A 20,117-nucleotide genomic window follows, 5' to 3' on the forward strand; every position below is an offset into this window, starting at 1 on the left:
TCCTCATGAGAGGAAATGGATTATCCGGTATTAGCACCGGTTTCCCGGTGTTATCCCAGTCTTACAGGCAGGTTGCCCACGTGTTACTCACCCGTCCGCCGCTAACCAATGGGAGCAAGCTCCCAAAGATTCGCTCGACTTGCATGTATTAGGCACGCCGCCAGCGTTCGTCCTGAGCCAGGATCAAACTCTCCAAGAAAGTTGATTAGCTCATTTTGTTACGTTGGCTTAGTTTCATATATATTGAAACTAAAAAATATTGTTTGTTGACGTTTTTGTTTGTTTAGTTTTCAAAGAGCAATAAAAGGTATTTTGGAGCGGGTGATGAGAATCGAACTCACAACATCAGCTTGGAAGGCTGAGGTTTTACCACTAAACTACACCCGCGTATTTATTTTTATAATGGTCGGGAAGACAGGATTCGAACCTGCGACCCCTTGGTCCCAAACCAAGTGCTCTACCAAGCTGAGCTACTTCCCGAAAAGTAATGGCGCGCCCGGAAGAAGTCGAATCCACAACCTTCTGATCCGTAGTCAGACGCTCTATCCAATTGAGCTACGGGCGCATTATTTAAAATCAACTTTTAAAGTATATCATACTCAGGTTTGGTTTGTCAACAAGTTTCTTTGGTGCGGCCGAGAGGACTTGAACCTCCACGGGGTTACCCCCACTAGGCCCTCAACCTAGCGCGTCTGCCATTCCGCCACGACCGCAAGTGAATTAGCGACAAAAATAATCATAACACATTAACCAGTATAATTCAAGTGGTAATGTTTGGTGCGGGTGAAGGGAGTCGAACCCCCACGCCTTGCGGCGCCAGATCCTAAGTCTGGTGCGTCTGCCAATTCCGCCACACCCGCATATTTTTTTTATAAAAGTGGCTGGGCTAGCTGGATTTGAACCAACGCATGTCGCAGTCAAAGTGCGATGCCTTACCGCTTGGCTATAGCCCAATAAAGAAGTGATGAATAAGAAACAGGAAATGAATCAAAGTCACTTCCCGCTCCAGATGACCCCTACGGGATTCGAACCCGTGTTACCGCCGTGAAAGGGCGGTGTCTTAACCGCTTGACCAAGGGGCCGGAATTGCAGAAAACATATGGCGGAGAAGGAGGGATTTGAACCCTCGCGCCGGTCACCCGACCTACACCCTTAGCAGGGGCGCCTCTTCAGCCTCTTGAGTACTTCCCCATATGGCTCCGCAGGTAGGACTCGAACCTACGACCGATCGGTTAACAGCCGATAGCTCTACCACTGAGCTACTGCGGAATAATGATTTCAATAAGGCGTTTGCCCTATCGACTCTTACCATTATAATGACGAAACAATAGAAAGTCAACATGATTTTCGGATAAAAATCTCTTCCATATTCTTACGTTATTCAAGGATTATTTCTTTCAGCTTTGTCAATTTCCCTCGACATTTCCCACACACATACCTACTTGTATCAATGGTTCTTCTTCTCTTATATGAGAGCTTACAGTTCGTACACTCATAAATGAGTATCTTTTTAGCCGTGCGTTTCGCTTGCCGCTCTGGTAGCGGTGTGCAAAATCTTGGTGCTCCTACCTTTTTCAATAACATCTTGAATGCTTGATCTCGATGCTGATGGCCTTTTCCTTCTATGTGAAGGTGATAATGACATAGTTCATGCTTGATGATGCCTACTAATTCTCTTTCACCAAGCTGCTCCAGGTACTTCTTATTGATTTCAATATTATGTGTACCGAGTAGGTATCTTCCACCCGTCGACCTTAATCTTGGATTGAACGACGCTTGATGTTTGAATGGTTTGTCAAACGAATCAATTGATATCTTCTCAACCAACAATTGAAGTGCTTTTTGTTCCATTTTTAAGATCTCCCGCCTTCCGCACGAACGTTGACAACCCATTATAGCATATATTGTATATACCTTTAGATTGATGAACTTTTCGGGAGGTTTTATTTATGCCAACTTGGTTGCAAAACCAAATGAAAAGGGCCTTTTATGAGAAGGATCGCTATCAGATTAAGCTGTTAAATCAGTGCTGGTTTTTTTACAGAAAAAAACACTGCTCTTAGAGGCAGTGTTTCTTATTTTTAAGATGCTCTGAGTCTGAAGGATCCCTTGCTCTATGCCGTCGGCAGCATGGTTAAGGCAACGCGGCCCTTTTTCATATCGACAGAGTCCACCCAAACAGTAACGACATCTCCTACAGAGACGATGTCTAGCGGATGTTTCACAAATCGATTGCTTAGTTTTGAAATATGCACAAGCCCATCCTGCTTCACACCAATATCGACAAACGCTCCAAAGTCAACGACATTTCGAACCGTTCCTTGCAGTTCCATTCCTGCTTTAAGGTCCTCAAGTTTTAGAACATCCTTTTTCAGTAGCGGACGAGGCAAATCATCACGCGGATCTCGTTCCGGTCTTACCAAGGCATCTATGATATCCCTTAGGGTAAGTACGCCGATTGAAAGTTCTTCAGAAACTAGTTGTAAATCGAGACCGTTAAGTGCGGTCTTAAGCTCTTCCGACCCTAGGTCATTAGCGGTAAAACCAAGGCTACCCAACAGCTTTTTTACTTCATCATAGTTCTCCGGATGAATTCCCGTCCGATCAAGCGGCTGTTTACCATCCAGTACACGTAAAAAGCCGATTGCTTGTTCATAAGTCTTCGCGCCGAGACGAGGGACCTTCTTCAATTGAACGCGGCTTGTAAATTTTCCTTCCTCCTCGCGCTTTTTCACAATATTGTTTGCAGCTGTTTTGTTTAATCCTGCTACATACTGTAGAAGCGAGGATGAAGCGGTATTGACATTGACACCAACCCGGTTAACAGCAGTCTCGACGACAAAATGCAAGGATTCAGATAAGCGTTTTTGCGTAACATCATGCTGATATTGGCCGACACCCACTGATTTAGGATCTATTTTTACCAATTCAGCTAGTGGGTCTTGCAAGCGGCGTGCGATAGAGACGGCACTTCTTTCTTCTACTTGAAAAGTAGGAAACTCTTCTCTAGCAAGGTCTGAAGCGGAATAGACACTGGCACCTGCTTCATTAACGATTAAATAGAAGATTTCTTCTTCCATTTCTTTTAATATATCGGCAACAAACTGTTCCGTCTCCCGCGATGCCGTACCATTTCCGATGGCCGCCATTTCCACCTTATACTCACGTAAAATCTGTATAAACTTTTCACGCGCTTCCTTTCTTTTCGAGACCGGTGGGTGCGGGTAAATCACATCGATTTTTAGGACTTTCCCCGTTTCATCTACTACTGCTAATTTACAACCGGTACGATAGGCAGGGTCAACACCGATGACCACTTTTCCTTTTAGAGGCGGCTGCAATAATAGATTACGGAGATTTTCCGAGAATATATGAATGGCTTGTTCTTCGCCCTTTTCCGTTAACTCACTGCGGATTTCTCGTTCAATTGACGGCTGGATCAAACGTTTATAGCTATCTTCCATGGCCTCCAAGACAATCGGGGCAACCGGAGAATGCTGATTACGAATCCATTTTCTCGATAGATAGGACAAAATAAGATCGCTATTCATTTTAATAGAAACCCGTAATATGTCTTCTTTTTCACCACGATTTAAGGCTAACGTTCGGTGTGGGACAATTTTGCTAACCGGTTCCTCATACTCATAGTACATTTCATAAACTTTTTTCTCGTCCTTCTCCGCATCTTTTACACTTGAAGCGACATGACCTGATTTCAATGTTTCTTTGCGGATCCACTTACGGCTTTCCGCATCATCAGAAACCCATTCAGCGATGATGTCCTTTGCGCCGGCAATGGCATCTTCAACTGCAAGTACCTCCTCTGTTAAAAATTGCTTCGCTTTTTCTTCCATACTGTCTTTCGGAAATGTCATCAACCATTCAGCAAGTGGTTCCAAGCCTTTTTCCTTGGCAACAGTCGCTTTCGTCCGCCTTTTTTGTTTATAAGGACGGTATAAATCTTCCACCTCTTGAAGTTTTTCCGCCTTCGTTATACTTTGGCTAAGTTCTTCCGTTAATTTGCCCTGTTCGGCAATAATGCGAAGAACCTCTTCCTTTCTTTGCTCTAGGTTTTGTATGTACTGTGAGCGTTCCATAATGGTACGGATTTGCACTTCATCGAGGGCACCGGTCATTTCCTTTCGGTAGCGGGCAATAAACGGAACGGTATTACCTTCACCTAATAACGAAATAACACTTTTCACTTGTTTATAAGGGATCGCTAGTTCAGCGGCTATTTTTCCTAACATTTGTTCATCCTTTACGGCTGTATCGATCACTAAATTTTTCCTCCATTCACTTTTCCTATATTGTACCAAAATCGTATGGGTGTTTCATTAAACATCCCAGTCCATGCGCGTTTCAATGCAAAAATAAAAGCAAGCTATGTTAGCTTGCTCATTGGCAGAAATATCACGAGGCATGATATGTATGAAAAAACGCTCTTTTTAAAAGAGCGTATTTAAAACTAAAATTCGATGAGTCCTAAGCTTACTTGCAAGGCTTCATCCACTTTCTCCATCATTTCGTCATCGAGATGGGTGATTTTATCGGTTAACCGCTGCTTATCAATTGTACGAATCTGCTCTAGCAGAATGACCGAATCTCGTTCAAATCCGTAGCGCTTCGCATCAATTTCTACATGTGTTGGAAGCTTCGCTTTTTGGATTTGAGCTGTAATCGCTGCAACAATCACTGTGGGACTAAACCGATTCCCGATGTCGTTTTGGATGACAAGTACAGGACGGACGCCGCCTTGTTCAGAACCAACAACTGGGGATAGGTCCGCGAAATATACGTCACCACGCTTGACAATCAAAGGGTTACCCTCCGCTTACAAGACGTTCTACAGTATGTTCTGCCTCATATTCTGCCAGAAATGCTTCTGATGCAATTCTAAGATTGATCTTTGCCATTTCCATGTATCCACGTCTCATCGACTCGCGAATTTGTCTCTTCTTTCGTTCGCGCAAATACATCTTTGTTGCTTGGTAAATAAACTCGCTCCGGTTTACATTTTCTTGCTTAACGAAACCATCTAACTCAGTTAAAAGATGTTGCGGTAACTTCACTAAGATTTCCGTAGTTGCGCCGGATTCAGACACAAACATACACCTCCACCATCACTACACACCATTTTTAGCTAACCAGAAATGCATTCTGTCGCATAAATACAACACCTCATGAACGGCCCTTAAGCACGCTATTCGGCGAGTTTTATCTGTACCATATTTTATAATAACACTAATCGAGCCCAATTCATAGACTAAATATAATTCTACTGTATTATAAGCCAATTAAAGATCCTTTTATGCACAAATTACCGCAATATCATAAATATGTTCGAATTTCCTTATTTACGCCTGTTATTGATGAAGGAGCCCATTTTTTATATCGACAATTTTTCCGTCCTTTTTATACAGGCGTGGAACACGATTTGATATAATACATGGCACCTCATAATTTATCGTTTCAAGTTTTGCAGCGATTTCATTCACTGAGATAAATTGCTCCTCCTGCCTCCCAATTAACGTTACTGGTGTCCCGATAGGCATATACGAAGGAAGACGCACCATACACTGATCCATACAGATCCTGCCGACAATCTTCGAACGGTTTCCACCAACAAGTACTTCCTGGTCTTTCAGTTTGCGGATCCACCCGTCAGCGTAGCCAATTGGAATCGTACCTATCCACTCCCCTTCTTCACATTCGTAGGTTGCCCCGTAACTCACTTTATCTCCCTTTTGCAGCTGTTTTACATGGACAAGCCGGGAATGCAGGGAGAAACTTTCCTTTAACGGAAATGGAATTTCCTTTTCCATCTCAATAGAAGGGGTTAATCCATACATCGAGATTCCGAGACGCACCGCATTAAAATAGGCATTAGGAAAGCGGATTGCTGCTGCACTATTACTGGTATGGACATACTTTGGACGTTCCGTTAGGCAGCTGACTATTTCCTCAAAGCGAGTAAGCTGCTGTTTAAAATAGGTACTATCCAGTTCATCCGCAGTGGCAAAATGGGTAAAGATTCCTTCTAGAAGAAATCGTTCATCCGCTAAAATGATTTGCTCAACGACGTTTAATTCCTCACTGCTCCGAACACCGAGCCTGCCCATACCCGTATCTACCTTGATATGAAACGATACCCGTTCACCCGTTACTATATATTTTTGCGCTTCTTCAAGCCATTCCTTTTGAAAAACAGTTAGCGTGATCATATATTTTGCTGCCATTCGAATATCTTCAGGACGGGTCGCACCCAGCACGAGAATCGGCGCCGTGATTCCCTTATTTCTTAAGGCGATGGCTTCATCCATAAAGGCGACTGCCAGATACTTCGCCCCTGCCGCAAGTGCTGTTTCCGCTACCTGAATATCCCCGTGGCCATAAGCATTGGCTTTCACAACTGCCATAATATCGACTTGGCTAGGTAAATGTCTTTTAAAGGAACTGACATTTTCAGTGATCCCATCTAAATCGACCTCAACCCATGTATCTCGATAAAAATATCCTTGCTTTTCCATATTTCTTTCCACTTCCTAAAATAAATTAGAACTGTTTTTATTTTATCACAAAAAGTAAAAAACAGGCTCCCAATAGTGAGAGCCTGCAGAATGTGTAAAGATTATTTTACCGCGTCGCCTTGAACCGATTTAGCTACCTCAATCATTTCTTCAGTCGTTAGGTTTTTCGAAGCAATCATGTAATCAACTCCGCCATGTGACCATGACAGGGAATGGTCGGAAACCGCTCCAATCGTGACACCTAAATCAACGATATCACCTTCCACATTGGTTGGGGAAGTGGATGCCACTTTCGCTGTAACCTTTTCTTGGACAAGCGTAAATGATTTTTTACCGTCATAGGTGAGAACTACCCTTTTACCATCCTGGATATTGATTGTCTTTTCCCCGATCAACTTGGTTCCTGTTAGCTTATAGGTCGGATACATGACAGTAAAGGCTTGATCGCCGCCAGTTGCCATCGCCGGTAAATTAAGCTGGGCACGGGTCATGTTCTTCTTCATATCGAAATCATCCTTATCAAAACTTGCATTAAACGTTACCTTCGAAAATTCAACCGTCACAAGGGCATTCCGATCAGGATCCATCACTTTTACCATAGCTGGCGATAAATCACTTTTATTAAGCTTAATTTCTTGGATTGGAAGCATACTATTATTTTGATAACGTGTTTTCGTTTCAAATACATAATGGTCTTTTGTTGAGGTGAACTTAGCCTCTTTATCTGCGACAATATCTTTAATCAATGATTCATATAAATAGGCCTGGCTGCTGTTTTGCGGCCAATCACTTTGAAAACGGAAGCTCTTATTCAATGCAGGAGTAAGAACGAACACCCCTTGGTTATTTCGTAAAATCATTTGGCTTTGGTCTTTTTCGGCATTTTTCAAATTGACGCGATAGAATGTTGGGTCCTTATGCCAGATTTCTACCTTATACACCTGTGAGTCAGCGCCCATTTTCAACGTCATCGTTGCATTCACCTTATAGCTGGTTAAGTCACCTTGTTTACCCTTTAATTCCTTCACCACATCGTCCTGTGATTTTGAACCACAGGCAGCAAGCATAAAAATGACGACCAGCCCCATTAAGAGGAGCAACCACTTTTTCCTCATCCCTTCAACCCCTTCTTGTCTCATTTCATATGATTATCAAAGAAGAGAAAGGCAGGAATCAGGCTTCAATAACCATAGCTGACCTTGTCTCTCCTATTTCCCTATGAATATATGAGACAACCTGGGTGAATATGCGAAAAAAATATAAGCGGAAGGCGCCCGGAGCTGGACGATTCTCAACGTTTACTCACTCTCAATAATTACTTGCGCAACTGCATACTCCCTGCTGTGGGAGATTGACAGATGCGCCTTCACCTCTGGCCTTACAATAAGCGGCTTCCCCAGTTGGTCTGTATCTATTTCAATATCTAAAAAGGAAAGCTCTTTCCCAATACCTGTGCCCATCGCTTTTGAAAAAGCCTCCTTTGCTGAAAATCTACCTGCTAAAAATTCCACCTTTCTAGTTTCGGATAAGTCCTCAAACTTACTCTTTTCATTACTTGTTAGGATTCGGTCGACGAATTTACTTTGTCTAGCGATAATCTCCCGCACCCGTGAAAGTTCAATAATATCAATCCCAATCCCTTTAATCATCGTTCATCTTCCTTCTATTTAATATATCTTTTGCATAATAGTGTATAAGACAGAGAATCTGTTTATGATGGTATGTGAGGGGAGGTTTTTCATTTTGTTTACAAGAACAGAAAGCTTTCGTGAATTTATTCGTTTTTATCCGCTGGTTTCTATTATTGTTGCCATTCACATCCTATTATATCTTTTAACCATTTTACCAATATTCCCAAACCAATGGTTCATTCAAACTTTTTCCGGTGTTAACCTTTATATTACGGAAGGAGAAGTTTGGCGGTTAATTACGCCAACATTTATGCACAGCGGCTTTGCCCACATGTTGTTTAATAGTTTTTCTCTGGTTTTATTCGGACCGGCGCTCGAGCGGATACTTGGTAGCGGCAGATTCTTATTCGTCTACCTTCTCTCCGGACTCATCGCGAACGTCGCTACACTTCTACTTGAACCATTAACCTATACCCATGTTGGATCAAGCGGTGCTATCTTTGGGCTTTTCGGTTACTATCTTGCGATTATTATCTTTCAAAAACATATGCTTTCAAAGCAAAACTCGCAAATTATCCTCATACTTTGTGTCGTCAGCTTGATTATGACCTTTTTACAGCCAAATATAAATATTACCGCTCACCTCTTCGGGTTAATTGGCGGCTTTTTACTTGGTGCCATTCCTAACTATAATAAAAAGAACCTTTCGGATTCTATAAGAAGCACAGCAAACTGGGCCAGCACCAACAGAAAGAGAGCCGCAGCGCAATCCCCTGTAAAAGTACTAATTTGGGCTGCTATCATCATCATTGCAATTGTTGGTCTTTTAGCGCAAAAATAACGACAGCCGATTCCTAGTAATCGGCTGTCGGTTTAACACAAAAAAGAGCACGGAGATTATCCATGCTCTTCATTTTATGATTGGTGGTTATAGCTTCTTGGTTTTGTTGATTTTCCACCAGTTCTTTTTTCACCGCTTCTTGGCTTCACAGGTGCCTTTTTACGATTGCGGTCGCCGCCTCCGCCGTATGATCCACGAGAATCATCTCTTCTGCGACGGTCACGGTCTTGTGGTTTTCTATCTCTTTTTTGTGGAAGCTGTTCTTCTGTTAATTTAATCGGAGTTGTATCCGGTTCTTTTGTTAACATTTTAAGAACTGCTGCAATTACTGTTGAAGCATCATTTTCTTCAAGTAATTCTTGAGCTGCCGCTTTATAATAATGTAAATTGTTTGATTCGATCGTTTGGACGATTTTCTCAACAACCGCTTTTTGTTGGCCTTCTAATGCTTCATCAAGCGTTGGAGCCTTCATTTTTTCCATCTTACGTTTCGTTGTTCTTTCAACGACTGCAAGATATGATTTTTCCCGCGGTGTAATGAAAGTTAAAGCAATACCCTTTTTACCAGCACGACCCGTACGTCCGATTCGGTGTACATAACTTTCCGGATCTTGTGGGATGTCGAAGTTATATACATGGGTAACTCCAGAAATATCTAGGCCCCTCGCTGCAACGTCTGTTGCTACAAGGACATCGATAGTACCTTCTTTAAATTTACGAAGAACAGATATACGTTTAGCCTGGCTTAAATCACCATGAATACCTTCTGCTGTATATCCTCTTAACGTTAATGCTTCCGATAATTCATCAACACGGCGCTTCGTACGACCAAACACAATCGCTAATTCCGGTGATTGGATATCCAAGAGTCTTGTTAAAACGTCAAATTTATTTCTTTCTTGCACTTCAAGGTAATATTGTTCGATGGAAGGCATCGTCAATTCTTTCGTTTTTACACGAACAATTTGCGGATCCTTCATGAACTTTTCTGCCATTCTTTGAATTGGACCAGGCATTGTTGCTGAGAAGAGCAACGTTTGGCGATCATCAGGTGTTGCAGCAAGAATGGATTCAATGTCTTCAATGAAGCCCATGTTTAACATTTCATCCGCTTCATCGAGGATGACTGTGTTAACGGTATCAAGGCGCATGGTCTTTCTGTTAATATGATCCAATACCCGTCCAGGAGTCCCTACAATGATATGCGGTGCTTTCTTTAATGAACGGATCTGGCGGCTGATGTCTTGTCCGCCATAGATTGGCAATACGCGAACTCTTTTGCCTGAACCAAGTTTATAAAGTTCTTCCGATACCTGGATGGCAAGTTCTCGAGTTGGTGCAATAATGATCCCTTGGATCGCATCCGCACTAACATCTACTTTTTCAACCAACGGAATTCCAAATGCAGCTGTTTTTCCTGTTCCTGTTTGAGCTTGACCGATCAAATCAATATTTTTTAAGCCCAATGGAATAGTTTCTGCCTGGATTGGTGTTGCTTCCTCAAAACCCATTTTGAGGACAGCTTTTAAAGTGGCCTGACTCAGACCTAGTTCTTCAAACTTTGTCAATGTTTTCATTCTCCTTCATCTTTTTGAAAATGGTTTGCCTACGTGCTTATATTCATACGCATCAAGTGCAGTAATAGGTGTACTATATTTCACCCTAAAAACGAACATGGTGATTATTCCAAATCCCATCATGGAAAGGAACCTGGTTATGAGTGATACACCAACTTATAAAGGCGGTGTGAGCAGAGCTTAGAATTATCCATATTACGAAAGGAAATTCGGAAATTACAATTAATAACTCATTTTGGCGGCGCTCCGCCCTATTCAAAATAAAAAGAACATTCTCCAAAGGAGTATGCCCTTTTAAATCGTCCTTTAGACACGTTGATGACTATCATACCACTTTTATTAGTCCTTTGCAATAAAGACAGTAAATTGGCTTACCGCTTTAGCAGAAATCTGTTACTTGAGAAATAGGGCAGTCTGTTCCTCACAGTGGCAAATATGCGGTTTCAAATCCCTCCGAAGGGGTTTCTGTTAGTTTTCTTTTAAAACAGTGGAATCATTCATTCCCTTGAAGAAATTTAAAAATCATTTCATCCTCTACTTTTGTAAAGACGAAACGATTTCCTCTAGCCTCATTCCGCGGGAGGCCTTCACAAGGATTAGTGTATTAGTATCCACGAACGTTTTTAACTTCTGAATAAGTTCCGTCTTATCAGTAAAAGCAAATACGTTTTGTTCCCCCAAGGTCTGTCTTGCACCCCTGGCAATCTCCCTGCCAAGCACACCGAAAGTAAAGAGATAATCAATCTTATCTGCTTGTAACCCTGATCCAATTTGCAGATGATATTGCTCCTCCTGTGGTCCAAGCTCTAACATATCACCAAGGACTAGGATTTTCCGCTCATACCCTTGGAGATTTGACACCAATTCGATTGCAGCCATCATCGAGGTTGGACTGGCATTATAGGCATCGTTAATAATCTTTTCCCCATTCTGACCTTCTACCAGTTCCATCCGCATATTAGTCAGCTTAATACTGGCCAAGCCCGCAATCATTTTTTCAAAGGGAATGGAAAAATGATTGGCAATTAACATCGATGCCAGCGCGTTTAATATATTATGTGTGCCGAGAACAGGAAGGTCGAAAACTACGTCCGAAACGGCATTTATTTTAAAGGAATTTCCTTGCTCTATTTGGGTAATTTCTGTTGGATATAGATCATTGGATTCGTTTCTGCCAAAGGTCTGAACAGTTACATTCCCTTTATAGCGGTGGATTCGTTCCATCAGAAGCGGTTCATCGCCATGGAGGACAGCTAGTCCGCCATCACGAAGGCCATGAAGAATCTCTAGCTTTGCTTCCGCAATTCCTTCTCTCGAACCAAGGTCAAGAAGATGTGACTCCCCAATATTGGTAATAATAACAGCATCAGGACAGGCAAGTTTTGTCAGGAACTCAATTTCTCCCCGGCCGCTCATCCCCATCTCAAGGACAGCGATATCAGTGTCTTCCTTTAGGCCTAAAACAGTTAAAGGCATACCGATGTGGTTATTGAAATTTCCTTCCGTCTTTTGGACTTTATACTGGATCGATAATAGCCCGGCAGTCATATCCTTAGTAGTCGTCTTCCCATTACTTCCCGTAATTCCAACAACTTTAATAGGTAATTCCTGGCGATAGTTGCGCGCTAATTCCTGTAAGGCAATAAGGCAGTCATCGACAATGATAATCGGTAAATCTGCCGGCGGGTTTGGCACATCCTTTTGCCACAGGGCTGCCGCTGCCCCGTTTCGAATCGACTCCTCAACATACTTATGCCCGTCTGCACGCTCGCCCTTAAAGGGAATAAATAAATTGCCGGCCTTTATTTTTCGGGAATCAATCGTTACCCCCTCAATCATTACATCAGCAAACTGGGGGATGTCATTAGCAGCAGAAACCATTTCTGAAATCTGTTTCAAAGATCGCTTAATCAAATAGTACCCTCCTCTATTCTTTTCTGAAACTACAAATGGACACGGCATTTTAGCCGTGTCACCTTTGTCTCCCTCTCGTCAGTTAAAAAGTATATTTAATGTTTTGTTTCTCCGCATGTCTTTCTTTCGCAAGATCCACTAGCCGCTCAATTAATTGCGGATACTCTACACCAGTATGTTTCCATAGGAGCGGAAACATGCTAAATGGCGTAAAGCCAGGCATTGTATTGACTTCGTTAATCAACGCTTTACCATCTTTCGTTAAGAAGAAATCAGCCCGAACAAGCCCGGAACAATCCAATGCTTTAAAGGATCGAATCGCCATTTCCCTCAATTGTTCGTATTCCTCTTCCGTTACGTCAGCCGGAATAATCAACGCTGTATCCCCGTCTTCATATTTCGCTTTGTAATCATAGAAATCTTTTTTCGGAACAATCTCACCGGCTACAGAACATTGCGGATCATCGTTTCCAAGGACAGCAATTTCAATTTCTCGTGCTGTGACACCCTCTTCAATGATCACTTTACGGTCAAATTGGAAAGCCTCCACAAATGCCGCTTCTAATTCTGTGCGATTCGTACATTTACTGATTCCAACACTCGATCCGAGATTCGCCGGTTTTACAAAACACGGATATCCGAGTTCTGCTTCTACCTTGGCATATGACTCCTCTTTTGCCTTTGTCCATTCGCTTTTTATAAAAGCAACATAGTTTACTTGTGCCAAACCGGCCTGTGCAAAGACATTCTTCATCATCACTTTATCCATTCCAGCAGCTGATGCCAGAACACCGTTTCCTACATAGGGAAGGTTTAGTAATTCCAATAATCCCTGTACAGTCCCGTCTTCGCCATTCGGTCCGTGTAACAATGGAAAGATGACATCAAGCGGTGCTGCTTCCTGCTGCGCATCTTGTTGAAATGACGGTGCCAGTGATAGTGGTGATAGGGAATGTCCCTGTGAAAATTCAAGTGCCTTGACCTCTTCTACCGGCCCGCTTAACTGTGGTCCTTTAATCCACGCGCCTTCAACATTTATGTAAATAGGATGAATTTCAAACTTTTCAAGGTCCAATGCATTAATAACAGATCGTGCTGTCTGTAAAGACACCTGATGCTCGGCGGATTTTCCCCCATATAACAAACCTAGTTTTGTTTTCATAAATAAACCTCCATATTCTCTGTCACGGTTATATTTTATCATTTTATTAAATAAGAAAGGAAATGTGGCAGACGAGTTTTAGTAAAGTTTTTTCTCTTCCTTATTTTATGATACATACTGCTTGCTTCAAACCAATACCATAAAGAAAATCTCCCCAAATCGGAGAGATCTTAGATGACATTAAGTTTCCACTCTTTTGTTTTTTTATCAAAGATAATCTTCGCATGGTAGGGTTTAGTGGAAATTAGTTCATATTCCTCCACCATATCATCCATATTCGCATAATCGCCTATCACCCAGATCGGAATTTCAATGCGGCCGCGCTGATGGTCTACGTCTCGTAATGAGATACAAATCCCTTCCTTTATGAAAGGGGTTAACGAAAGGAGAATTTCTTTGTTCACCTGCGGATAGTCACGTTTTTTCCGAATCCCCAGGATTGATTTTTCCAGCTTCATTTCCCCTAGTTTGCCGGCAAGCACTTCACTAAGTAAATGAAAAAAGTCCTTAAAGCTGCGGTAATAGGTTTTATTATACCAGCCATCATCATGGGCTAAATAAACAAAGCGGTTACCCAGTTTATTGTAAAAAGGTAATTTTAAATGCTGCTTTTGATGACCTAAATAGAGTAATTCAGCTAATTCCTGACCTGTAAGTTCATTTAGGACATCATCTTCCATAAAATCAATCCAGCAGAAGTTTCCGTAACTATAGACATCTTCTGCAGCTAACTTGTTAATTCGCTCTTCTGGACAATAGTCAAGTAGTGTGTGCATATTAAAGTCAGCATCATCAAAACCGTGCTTAAGTAAGAGTAGATGATTTAATGAACCAGAAAAAGCAGCAGTAAATTCGGCGAATTCAATACCATAGGATAGTACATACTGATCTGTTTGATTTAAATGAATGTAGATGAGATCCTGTATGTCTTGATGATGCTTTTTCAAAGTCAAACTCCTCCGTTCAACAACATATACATAAATTTCACGGGTCAATTTCCATGAAACTTCCAAATACCTTTTGTAAATACTTCCTTATTTTATCAAATAATAGGTCAAATAGCATATTTCATTTCGTTTACAAAAAATGATTCTGTGTTACACATACTATGACTAAATCCTTTGACTAAATTTGTTGTCTTACCATTTTTTGTCATCACCCCCGCGCCTGAAAGGAGTGTACAAAAGTGCATGATTAAAGATATGACTCCCAATGAAATAACGTTATATATTATTAAAGCCTTGAAGGAAAACAAAAAGACGGAGTTTGAAGCGATTCTAGAGGAACTCCAACCCTATGATGTCGCAAAAATATATCAAGAATTACCTGAAAAGCATAAAGGAAGATTCCTATTATTTTTAAAATTTGACGTCCTCGCTGATTTAATGGAGGAGCTTCAAAAGCCAGATCAACTCGGGTTATTAAATATTCTCGGTATCGAAAAATCCAGTAAGGTACTGGATTTAATGGATAATGATGATTTGGCCCTGCTATTAAATGAATTGTCTCCGGAGAAAAAGGAGTCTCTCCTTTCTGGCATGAAACAAGAGGAGTCCAATGCGGTCAAAGACATCATGAATTACCCTTCGGAAACAGCAGGAAGAATGATGACCAACCGCTTTGTTTGGATTCGTGATTATTTTTCTGTCAGAGAAGCCGTCGATAAGTTTAAAATATTTGCTGAGTTTGCTGAATCGATTAACTATTTGTATGTCATTGATGAAGCCCGGCAGCTTGTCGGGGTTGTCTCCTACCGAGATTTACTGTTAGCTGAACCAGAGGAGAAAATCCGCACAATCATGTACGAACGGGTCATTTCTGTTTCCGTAACAACTGACCAAGAGGTTGTCGCGCGAATAGCGGAACGTTACGACTTTTTAGCCATCCCGGTTGTTGACGAGGACAATATCCTTGTTGGGATTGTAACGGTTGATGACATTATCGATATTGTCATTAAGGAAGCAAATGAAGATATTGAAAAGTTATCAGCTTCTGGGAAGTCGATCGACTTTGAAACCAAAACATTGGTTGCGGCAGCAAGACGTCTTCCCTGGCTGATTTTACTTTTATTTATTGGGGTAATTTCTGGAAGAATTATCAGTAGCTTTGAAGATACCCTCCAACAAGTTGTCGCTTTAGCCTTTTTTATGCCAATGATTGCTGGGATGACAGGAAACACCGGGACACAGTCTCTCGCTGTCGTTGTCAGGGGATTGATCTCTCATGATATTAATAAACGAGCAGTTACCCGCTTAATTGCAAGGGAACTTGGCGTGGGCATCACCATTGGCCTTACCTGTGCCATTCTTATCGCCATTATCGCTTATATCTGGCAGGGGAATTTAATTTTAGGCGCTGTTGTCGGCTGCTCCTTATTTTTCACTCTCATCATCGGTACACTGGCAGGAACGATTATTCCCCTGATCCTTTACCGACTGAAAATTGATCCCGCAGTAGCATCCGGGCCGTTAATTACCACCTTAAACGATATTTTTTCATTACTCACCTACTTTGGCATCGCCACAATGTTTATAAACTATCTTATGTAGATTCCTATTGAGAAAACAAATTGAAACCTTTCGCCCGTTGAATCGTTATAATAGGTAATGATGTCATATTTTCCCTAAATAGGGATTGTTGGTAACCCCTTACAGCAAAAAAATAGATTACTATTGGAAAAATGGGTGTAGCAGATGGATCAATACAAGAAAAAGGCTGACCGTTTTGATTGGACGTTAACCTTATTATTATTCCTCTTTTTTTTAATCAGCTGTGCAGCTATTTATAGTGCACAAGCTTCAGAGCAATATGGAGCAAAAAATTTCTTACGCATGCAAATTTTTTGGTATGTGATCGGGGCCGCTATTATCTCCGTTTCCATCTTTATCGACAGCTATCAATATAAGCGGCTTTCCTGGTATTTATATTGCTTCGGGTTGCTTTTGCTTCTTACCGTTTACCTTGCACCAGAATCCATTGCCCCAATAAGAAATGGAGCAAAAAGCTGGTTTGTCATTAGAGGCATCGGGCAAATCCAGCCGTCGGAATTTGTGAAAACCTTTTTGATTTTGGCGCTAAGTCGTGTCATCACTACCCATAAGGAAAACCATCTGGAAAAATCACTGAAAACTGATTTCCTTTTACTAGTAAAATTAGGGATCACTACGGCGGTGCCGCTGGGATTGATTATGTTGCAGCCGGACCTTGGCACAGGTCTCGTCATTTTAGCAATTTTAACCGGACTTATTCTAATCTCGGGAATTTCATGGAAAATCATCATCCCAATCTATGGTGCGGGCGCGTCATTTGCAGCACTTATTTTCTATCTTGTCTTAATAAAGCCTGAATTTCTTGAAAAATACCTGCACGTACAAACCTATCAATTTAATCGAATTTATGCCTGGCTTGATCCCTATAGTCATGCCACAAGCTCTAGCTTTCACTTGTTAAGGTCGTTACGTGCCATTGGCTCAGGTCTTGTTACCGGGAAGGGCTTTGGTCATCGCGAGGTTTATATCCCGGAGGCTCATACCGACTTCATCTTTAGCGTGATTGGGGAAGAGTATGGCTTCGTCGGTGGCAGTATCATCGTTGGTCTCTTTTTTCTGCTTATTTATCATTTAATCAAGACTGCTATGCACACCCGCGACCCATTTAATACCTATGTCTGTACAGGCATTATCAGCGTGATCACCTTTCATGTATTCCAAAATATCGGGATGACGATTCAAGTACTTCCGATTACAGGTATTCCGCTGCCCTTTATCAGCTACGGCGGGAGCTCGCTTATGGGTAATATGTTCGGAATGGGTCTTATTTACAGCTTTCGCTATCACCATAAAACATACATGTTTTCAACAGAAAATTCCTTACAGGCTTAATTTAAATGAGGCAGCGTTTCCCGCTGCCCTTTCTGTGACCAGGTATAAATAAAGGAAATTCACCATATTAATTTCATTATCAGACAAACTAAGATACACTATAAACGTTATACTACTACATAAGTGAAGGTGAATTATGGCAGACTTTTTTAACTCCATTTTAGAATTTTTATCGCAGTTAGGGTACTTTGGTATCGCGCTGGGATTAATGATAGAGATTATCCCGAGCGAGATTGTTTTAGGCTATGGCGGTTATATGATTTCTCAAGGACATTTAAATTTTGCAGGTGCTGTTATTGCCGGTACCATCGGCGGCACAATTGCCCAATTATTTTTATATTGGGCCGGTTATTATGGCGGACGTCCCTTTTTGGAGAAATACGGGAAGTATGTCTTGATTAAGAAGAACCATATTGATGTGGCAGAACTTTGGTTTAGAAAATACGGTGCAGGAGTCATCTTCTCAGCCCGATTCATCCCCGTCGTCAGGCATGCCATTTCCATTCCTGCCGGGATTGCAAAAATGCCCGTCGGTAAATTTACCCTTTACACCGTTGCAGCCATTTTGCCATGGTCGATTCTTTTCCTCTACTTAGGAAAGGTGTTAGGCAGCAACTGGTCACATGTGAAAGAATTCGCTCAGCCATATGTGTTGCCCATCATAATTGCTGCTGTCGTGTTGGGGGCCATCTACTTTTTAGTCAAAAAAACAAAGAAAACCACCGATTAAGTTCATTTTCGGTGGTTTTTTACTAGTTCTTTCTCAAGTTGTCTGCTTTGAAAATTTCTCCTGCGCCCAAGCATCCAACCTTTTTACATGCTTTTTCCCAATGGTAAAGCCATATATGATCAGTACCACAATGATTAGGGTAAACAGATCCACCTTTTTGGTCGAGATAAAATTAAGAATGCCCATCAACACCTGTGGGATCACTCCCGTTACCGCAAAGAGAACTGTCGCTACCTTAAACCAAAAGGTCGATTTTAATCCATATCTCGCATATAACAAGAAAAAAGTTGATGACCAAGCCAATACTTCAAGACACACTAAAATTGTCCACTTATTCTCAAGTAAAACGTCCATTTCAAACTCCTTCCTATTAATATAAAAAAAGCCTAGAAGAAATACATCGACGCGCGATTATTTCTCCCAGGCTTTTGTCCTTCCGTGTCCGCACCATGACAGGTGCGCGTTTTCTCTCGGACCAGACTGGCCAATATGGCCACGGAACCCTAGAAAACCAGCGTATTTTTTATTATATGATAATTTTAGCACAAAAGAATTCAATAAGGAACTAAAGCATAATACCCGTAATGGCTGCGGTTAATAGGCTGACAAGGGTTGCGCCAAATAGCAATTTAAGGCCAAACTTCGCCACTTGATTTCCTTTCTTCTCGCTTAGGCCTTTTACAGCACCGCTGATAATCCCAATGGACGAAAAGTTAGCGAACGATACTAGGAAAACAGAAATGATCCCCACTGTTCTGCCAGACAACGAATCCGTTAATTTTCCTAAATCCATCATCGCTACAAATTCATTGGATAACAACTTGGTCGCCATAATCGTTCCTGCATCGACTATTTCGGATGAAGGGATGCCAACAACGAAAGCCAGTGGAGCAAACACATAACCAAGAGCGGTTTGGAAGCTAATACCAAAGATTGCTGCAAATATATGATTAATCATGCTGATTAACGCAACAAACCCAATCAGCATGGCACCCACGATAATGGCTACTTTGAAGCCATCCAAAATATATTCTCCAAGCATTTCAAAAAAGGTTTGTTTCTCGGCATCATGAATCTCGATAATATCCTCTTGTTCCGTTACTTCATATGGATTAATGATATTGGCAATGATAAATCCACCAAACAAGTTTAAAACAAGCGCAGTAATAACATATTTCGGATCAATCATGGTCATATAAGCCCCTAAAATGGATGCCGACACGGTTGACATCGCAGAGGTACACAGTGTATACAATCGATGTTCAGGAAGGAATGGCAGCTGTTTTTTCACCGAAATAAACACCTCAGACTGACCAAAAACAGCTGATGCGACTGCATTATAGGATTCTAATTTCCCGAGACCATTCACCTTACTTAAAACCAAGCCAAGGAAACGAATAATGATTGGCAGGACTTTTATGTACTGAGCAATTCCAATCAAGACAGAAATAAAGACAATCGGCATCAGAACATTTAAGAAAAAGGGTGCCGCTCCCTTCATGGCCATTCCGCCAAAGACAAAGTTGATTCCCTCTGCCGCATACTTGAGAAGATGCTCAAACAACGCAGATACACCTCTAATAATCACAAGGCCTATTTCCGTATTAAGCAATAAATAAGCGAATACTAGCTGCAAAACAAGCATAATCGCAACCGGCTTCAATTTTATTCTTTTTTTATTGTTACTTACGATAAAAGCAAGTAAAAAGATGACGGCCAATGCGGCCAAAAACAAAATAAATTTCAAAAAGTTTCTCTCCTTTTTCAGACAAGCCCTCAGTGTATAACGAGCAATATATAAAATTTCCGACAAAAATCGACAACGTTTTCAAACAACCTTTTGATTATAGA

The 20,117-nt window shown here is 41.5% G+C and carries 18 protein-coding genes, 9 tRNA genes, 1 rRNA gene and 1 riboswitch; of the genes, 5 read left to right on the top strand and 23 right to left on the bottom strand.

What is annotated here, in order from left to right; all coding sequences use genetic code 11:
* The 11 genes from G6554_RS15140 to G6554_RS15190 form a co-directional block, all read right to left on the bottom strand.
* Positions 1-199: ribosomal RNA gene (locus tag G6554_RS15140) — 16S ribosomal RNA — on the bottom strand; the annotation flags it as partial.
* A 114-nt stretch (positions 200-313) separates the two neighbouring features.
* Positions 314-387, bottom strand: a tRNA-Gly gene (locus G6554_RS15145).
* 16 nt (positions 388-403) lie between these two features.
* Positions 404-480: transfer RNA gene (locus tag G6554_RS15150), tRNA-Pro, on the bottom strand.
* 8 nt (positions 481-488) lie between these two features.
* Positions 489-565 (bottom strand) — tRNA-Arg (locus tag G6554_RS15155).
* Between the two features lie 62 nt (positions 566-627).
* A tRNA-Leu gene (locus G6554_RS15160) sits at positions 628-713 on the bottom strand.
* Positions 714-775: 62 nt separating this feature from the next.
* Positions 776-860, bottom strand: a tRNA-Leu gene (locus tag G6554_RS15165).
* Positions 861-878: 18 nt separating this feature from the next.
* Positions 879-953 (bottom strand) — tRNA-Gln (locus G6554_RS15170).
* Between the two features lie 57 nt (positions 954-1,010).
* Positions 1,011-1,082 (bottom strand) — tRNA-Glu (locus G6554_RS15175).
* 18 nt (positions 1,083-1,100) lie between these two features.
* A tRNA-Ser gene (locus G6554_RS15180) sits at positions 1,101-1,191 on the bottom strand.
* A 3-nt stretch (positions 1,192-1,194) separates the two neighbouring features.
* A tRNA-Asn gene (locus G6554_RS15185) sits at positions 1,195-1,269 on the bottom strand.
* 108 nt (positions 1,270-1,377) lie between these two features.
* Positions 1,378-1,851: a SprT family protein gene (locus G6554_RS15190; protein ID WP_166243316.1), complete on the bottom strand. Its 474-nt coding sequence runs from the start codon at positions 1,849-1,851 to the stop codon at positions 1,378-1,380.
* Between the two features lie 98 nt (positions 1,852-1,949).
* Here G6554_RS15190 and cmpA point away from each other — a divergent pair, with 98 nt between their 5' ends.
* Positions 1,950-2,063: a cortex morphogenetic protein CmpA gene (gene cmpA / locus G6554_RS15195; protein WP_007083554.1), complete on the top strand. Its 114-nt coding sequence runs from the start codon at positions 1,950-1,952 to the stop codon at positions 2,061-2,063.
* Positions 2,064-2,114: 51 nt separating this feature from the next.
* Here the strand turns inward: cmpA and G6554_RS15200 are convergent, their stop codons facing one another.
* The 6 genes from G6554_RS15200 to acpS all read right to left on the bottom strand — a co-directional run bounded on the left by G6554_RS15200 (position 2,115) and on the right by acpS (position 8,179).
* The gene (locus G6554_RS15200; RefSeq protein ID WP_166243422.1) at positions 2,115-4,250 is read right to left on the bottom strand and encodes a Tex family protein; all 2,136 of its coding nucleotides are present in this window, start codon (positions 4,248-4,250) and stop codon (positions 2,115-2,117) included.
* A gap of 218 nt (positions 4,251-4,468) precedes the next feature.
* Positions 4,469-4,819, bottom strand: a complete 351-nt coding sequence (gene ndoA / locus G6554_RS15205; RefSeq protein WP_007083556.1) for a type II toxin-antitoxin system endoribonuclease NdoA — start codon at positions 4,817-4,819, stop codon at positions 4,469-4,471.
* 4 nt (positions 4,820-4,823) lie between these two features.
* Positions 4,824-5,105 carry a CopG family ribbon-helix-helix protein gene (locus G6554_RS15210; RefSeq protein WP_166243318.1) on the bottom strand — a complete coding sequence of 94 codons (282 nt, stop codon included), beginning with the start codon at positions 5,103-5,105 and terminating at the stop codon, positions 4,824-4,826.
* A gap of 261 nt (positions 5,106-5,366) precedes the next feature.
* The gene (alr, locus tag G6554_RS15215) at positions 5,367-6,530 is read right to left on the bottom strand and encodes an alanine racemase (protein WP_166243320.1); all 1,164 of its coding nucleotides are present in this window, start codon (positions 6,528-6,530) and stop codon (positions 5,367-5,369) included.
* Positions 6,531-6,631: 101 nt separating this feature from the next.
* Positions 6,632-7,645, bottom strand: a complete 1,014-nt coding sequence (locus tag G6554_RS15220) for a LolA family protein (RefSeq protein ID WP_166243322.1) — start codon at positions 7,643-7,645, stop codon at positions 6,632-6,634.
* A gap of 183 nt (positions 7,646-7,828) precedes the next feature.
* Positions 7,829-8,179 (bottom strand): holo-ACP synthase, encoded by a 351-nt coding sequence (gene acpS / locus G6554_RS15225; RefSeq protein WP_166243324.1) that lies wholly within the window; start codon positions 8,177-8,179, stop codon positions 7,829-7,831.
* A gap of 94 nt (positions 8,180-8,273) precedes the next feature.
* Here acpS and G6554_RS15230 point away from each other — a divergent pair, with 94 nt between their 5' ends.
* A complete protein-coding gene (locus G6554_RS15230) occupies positions 8,274-9,002 on the top strand; it encodes a rhomboid family intramembrane serine protease (protein ID WP_166243326.1) in 729 nt (242 codons plus the stop codon).
* A 74-nt stretch (positions 9,003-9,076) separates the two neighbouring features.
* On the opposite strand, the gene cshA is transcribed toward G6554_RS15230, so the two are convergent.
* The 4 genes from cshA to G6554_RS15250 form a co-directional block, all read right to left on the bottom strand.
* Positions 9,077-10,570 carry a degradosome RNA helicase CshA gene (cshA, locus tag G6554_RS15235; protein WP_166243328.1) on the bottom strand — a complete coding sequence of 498 codons (1,494 nt, stop codon included), beginning with the start codon at positions 10,568-10,570 and terminating at the stop codon, positions 9,077-9,079.
* A 543-nt stretch (positions 10,571-11,113) separates the two neighbouring features.
* A complete protein-coding gene (locus G6554_RS15240) occupies positions 11,114-12,493 on the bottom strand; it encodes a UDP-N-acetylmuramoyl-tripeptide--D-alanyl-D-alanine ligase (RefSeq protein WP_166243330.1) in 1,380 nt (459 codons plus the stop codon).
* A gap of 82 nt (positions 12,494-12,575) precedes the next feature.
* The gene (locus tag G6554_RS15245) at positions 12,576-13,655 is read right to left on the bottom strand and encodes a D-alanine--D-alanine ligase (RefSeq protein WP_166243332.1); all 1,080 of its coding nucleotides are present in this window, start codon (positions 13,653-13,655) and stop codon (positions 12,576-12,578) included.
* A gap of 170 nt (positions 13,656-13,825) precedes the next feature.
* A complete protein-coding gene (locus tag G6554_RS15250; RefSeq protein WP_166243334.1) occupies positions 13,826-14,602 on the bottom strand; it encodes a hypothetical protein in 777 nt (258 codons plus the stop codon).
* A 243-nt stretch (positions 14,603-14,845) separates the two neighbouring features.
* Between G6554_RS15250 and mgtE the strand changes: the two genes are divergently transcribed.
* The 3 genes from mgtE (at position 14,846) to uptA (ending at position 18,266) form a co-directional block, all read left to right on the top strand.
* Positions 14,846-16,204: a magnesium transporter gene (mgtE, locus tag G6554_RS15255; protein ID WP_166243336.1), complete on the top strand. Its 1,359-nt coding sequence runs from the start codon at positions 14,846-14,848 to the stop codon at positions 16,202-16,204.
* A gap of 144 nt (positions 16,205-16,348) precedes the next feature.
* Entirely contained in the window at positions 16,349-17,536 is a 1,188-nt protein-coding gene (locus G6554_RS15260; RefSeq protein ID WP_166243338.1) for an FtsW/RodA/SpoVE family cell cycle protein, read from the top strand.
* Between the two features lie 136 nt (positions 17,537-17,672).
* Positions 17,673-18,266: an undecaprenyl phosphate transporter UptA gene (gene uptA, locus G6554_RS15265; protein ID WP_207627636.1), complete on the top strand. Its 594-nt coding sequence runs from the start codon at positions 17,673-17,675 to the stop codon at positions 18,264-18,266.
* Between the two features lie 33 nt (positions 18,267-18,299).
* On the opposite strand, the gene G6554_RS15270 is transcribed toward uptA, so the two are convergent.
* Complete coding sequence (locus tag G6554_RS15270) at positions 18,300-18,620, bottom strand: hypothetical protein (RefSeq protein ID WP_166243340.1); 321 nt, start codon at positions 18,618-18,620, stop codon at positions 18,300-18,302.
* 61 nt (positions 18,621-18,681) lie between these two features.
* Positions 18,682-18,784: riboswitch (guanidine-I (ykkC/yxkD leader) on the bottom strand.
* 47 nt (positions 18,785-18,831) lie between these two features.
* Positions 18,832-20,013: a NupC/NupG family nucleoside CNT transporter gene (locus G6554_RS15275; RefSeq protein ID WP_166243342.1), complete on the bottom strand. Its 1,182-nt coding sequence runs from the start codon at positions 20,011-20,013 to the stop codon at positions 18,832-18,834.
* Positions 20,014-20,117: the final 104 nt, after the last annotated feature.

Origin of the sequence: Bacillus sp. MM2020_4 (assembly GCF_011250555.1) — a bacterium.
GTDB lineage: Bacteria > Bacillota > Bacilli > Bacillales > Cytobacillaceae > Neobacillus.

Bases quoted from the DNA above. Each gene is read 5' to 3' on its own strand.
- acpS (WP_166243324.1), bottom strand. From the start codon at position 8,179: ATGATTAAAGGGATTGGGATTGATATTATTGAACTTTCACGGGTGCGG.
- G6554_RS15260 (WP_166243338.1), top strand. From the start codon at position 16,349: ATGGATCAATACAAGAAAAAGGCTGACCGTTTTGATTGGACGTTAACC.
- mgtE (WP_166243336.1), top strand. From the start codon at position 14,846: ATGATTAAAGATATGACTCCCAATGAAATAACGTTATATATTATTAAA.
- G6554_RS15200 (WP_166243422.1), bottom strand. From the start codon at position 4,250: ATGTTAGGAAAAATAGCCGCTGAACTAGCGATCCCTTATAAACAAGTG.
- alr (WP_166243320.1), bottom strand. From the start codon at position 6,530: ATGGAAAAGCAAGGATATTTTTATCGAGATACATGGGTTGAGGTCGAT.
- G6554_RS15270 (WP_166243340.1), bottom strand. From the start codon at position 18,620: ATGGACGTTTTACTTGAGAATAAGTGGACAATTTTAGTGTGTCTTGAA.
- G6554_RS15245 (WP_166243332.1), bottom strand. From the start codon at position 13,655: ATGAAAACAAAACTAGGTTTGTTATATGGGGGAAAATCCGCCGAGCAT.
- G6554_RS15220 (WP_166243322.1), bottom strand. From the start codon at position 7,645: ATGAGGAAAAAGTGGTTGCTCCTCTTAATGGGGCTGGTCGTCATTTTT.
- cmpA (WP_007083554.1), top strand. From the start codon at position 1,950: ATGCCAACTTGGTTGCAAAACCAAATGAAAAGGGCCTTTTATGAGAAG.
- uptA (WP_207627636.1), top strand. From the start codon at position 17,673: ATGGCAGACTTTTTTAACTCCATTTTAGAATTTTTATCGCAGTTAGGG.
- G6554_RS15190 (WP_166243316.1), bottom strand. From the start codon at position 1,851: ATGGAACAAAAAGCACTTCAATTGTTGGTTGAGAAGATATCAATTGAT.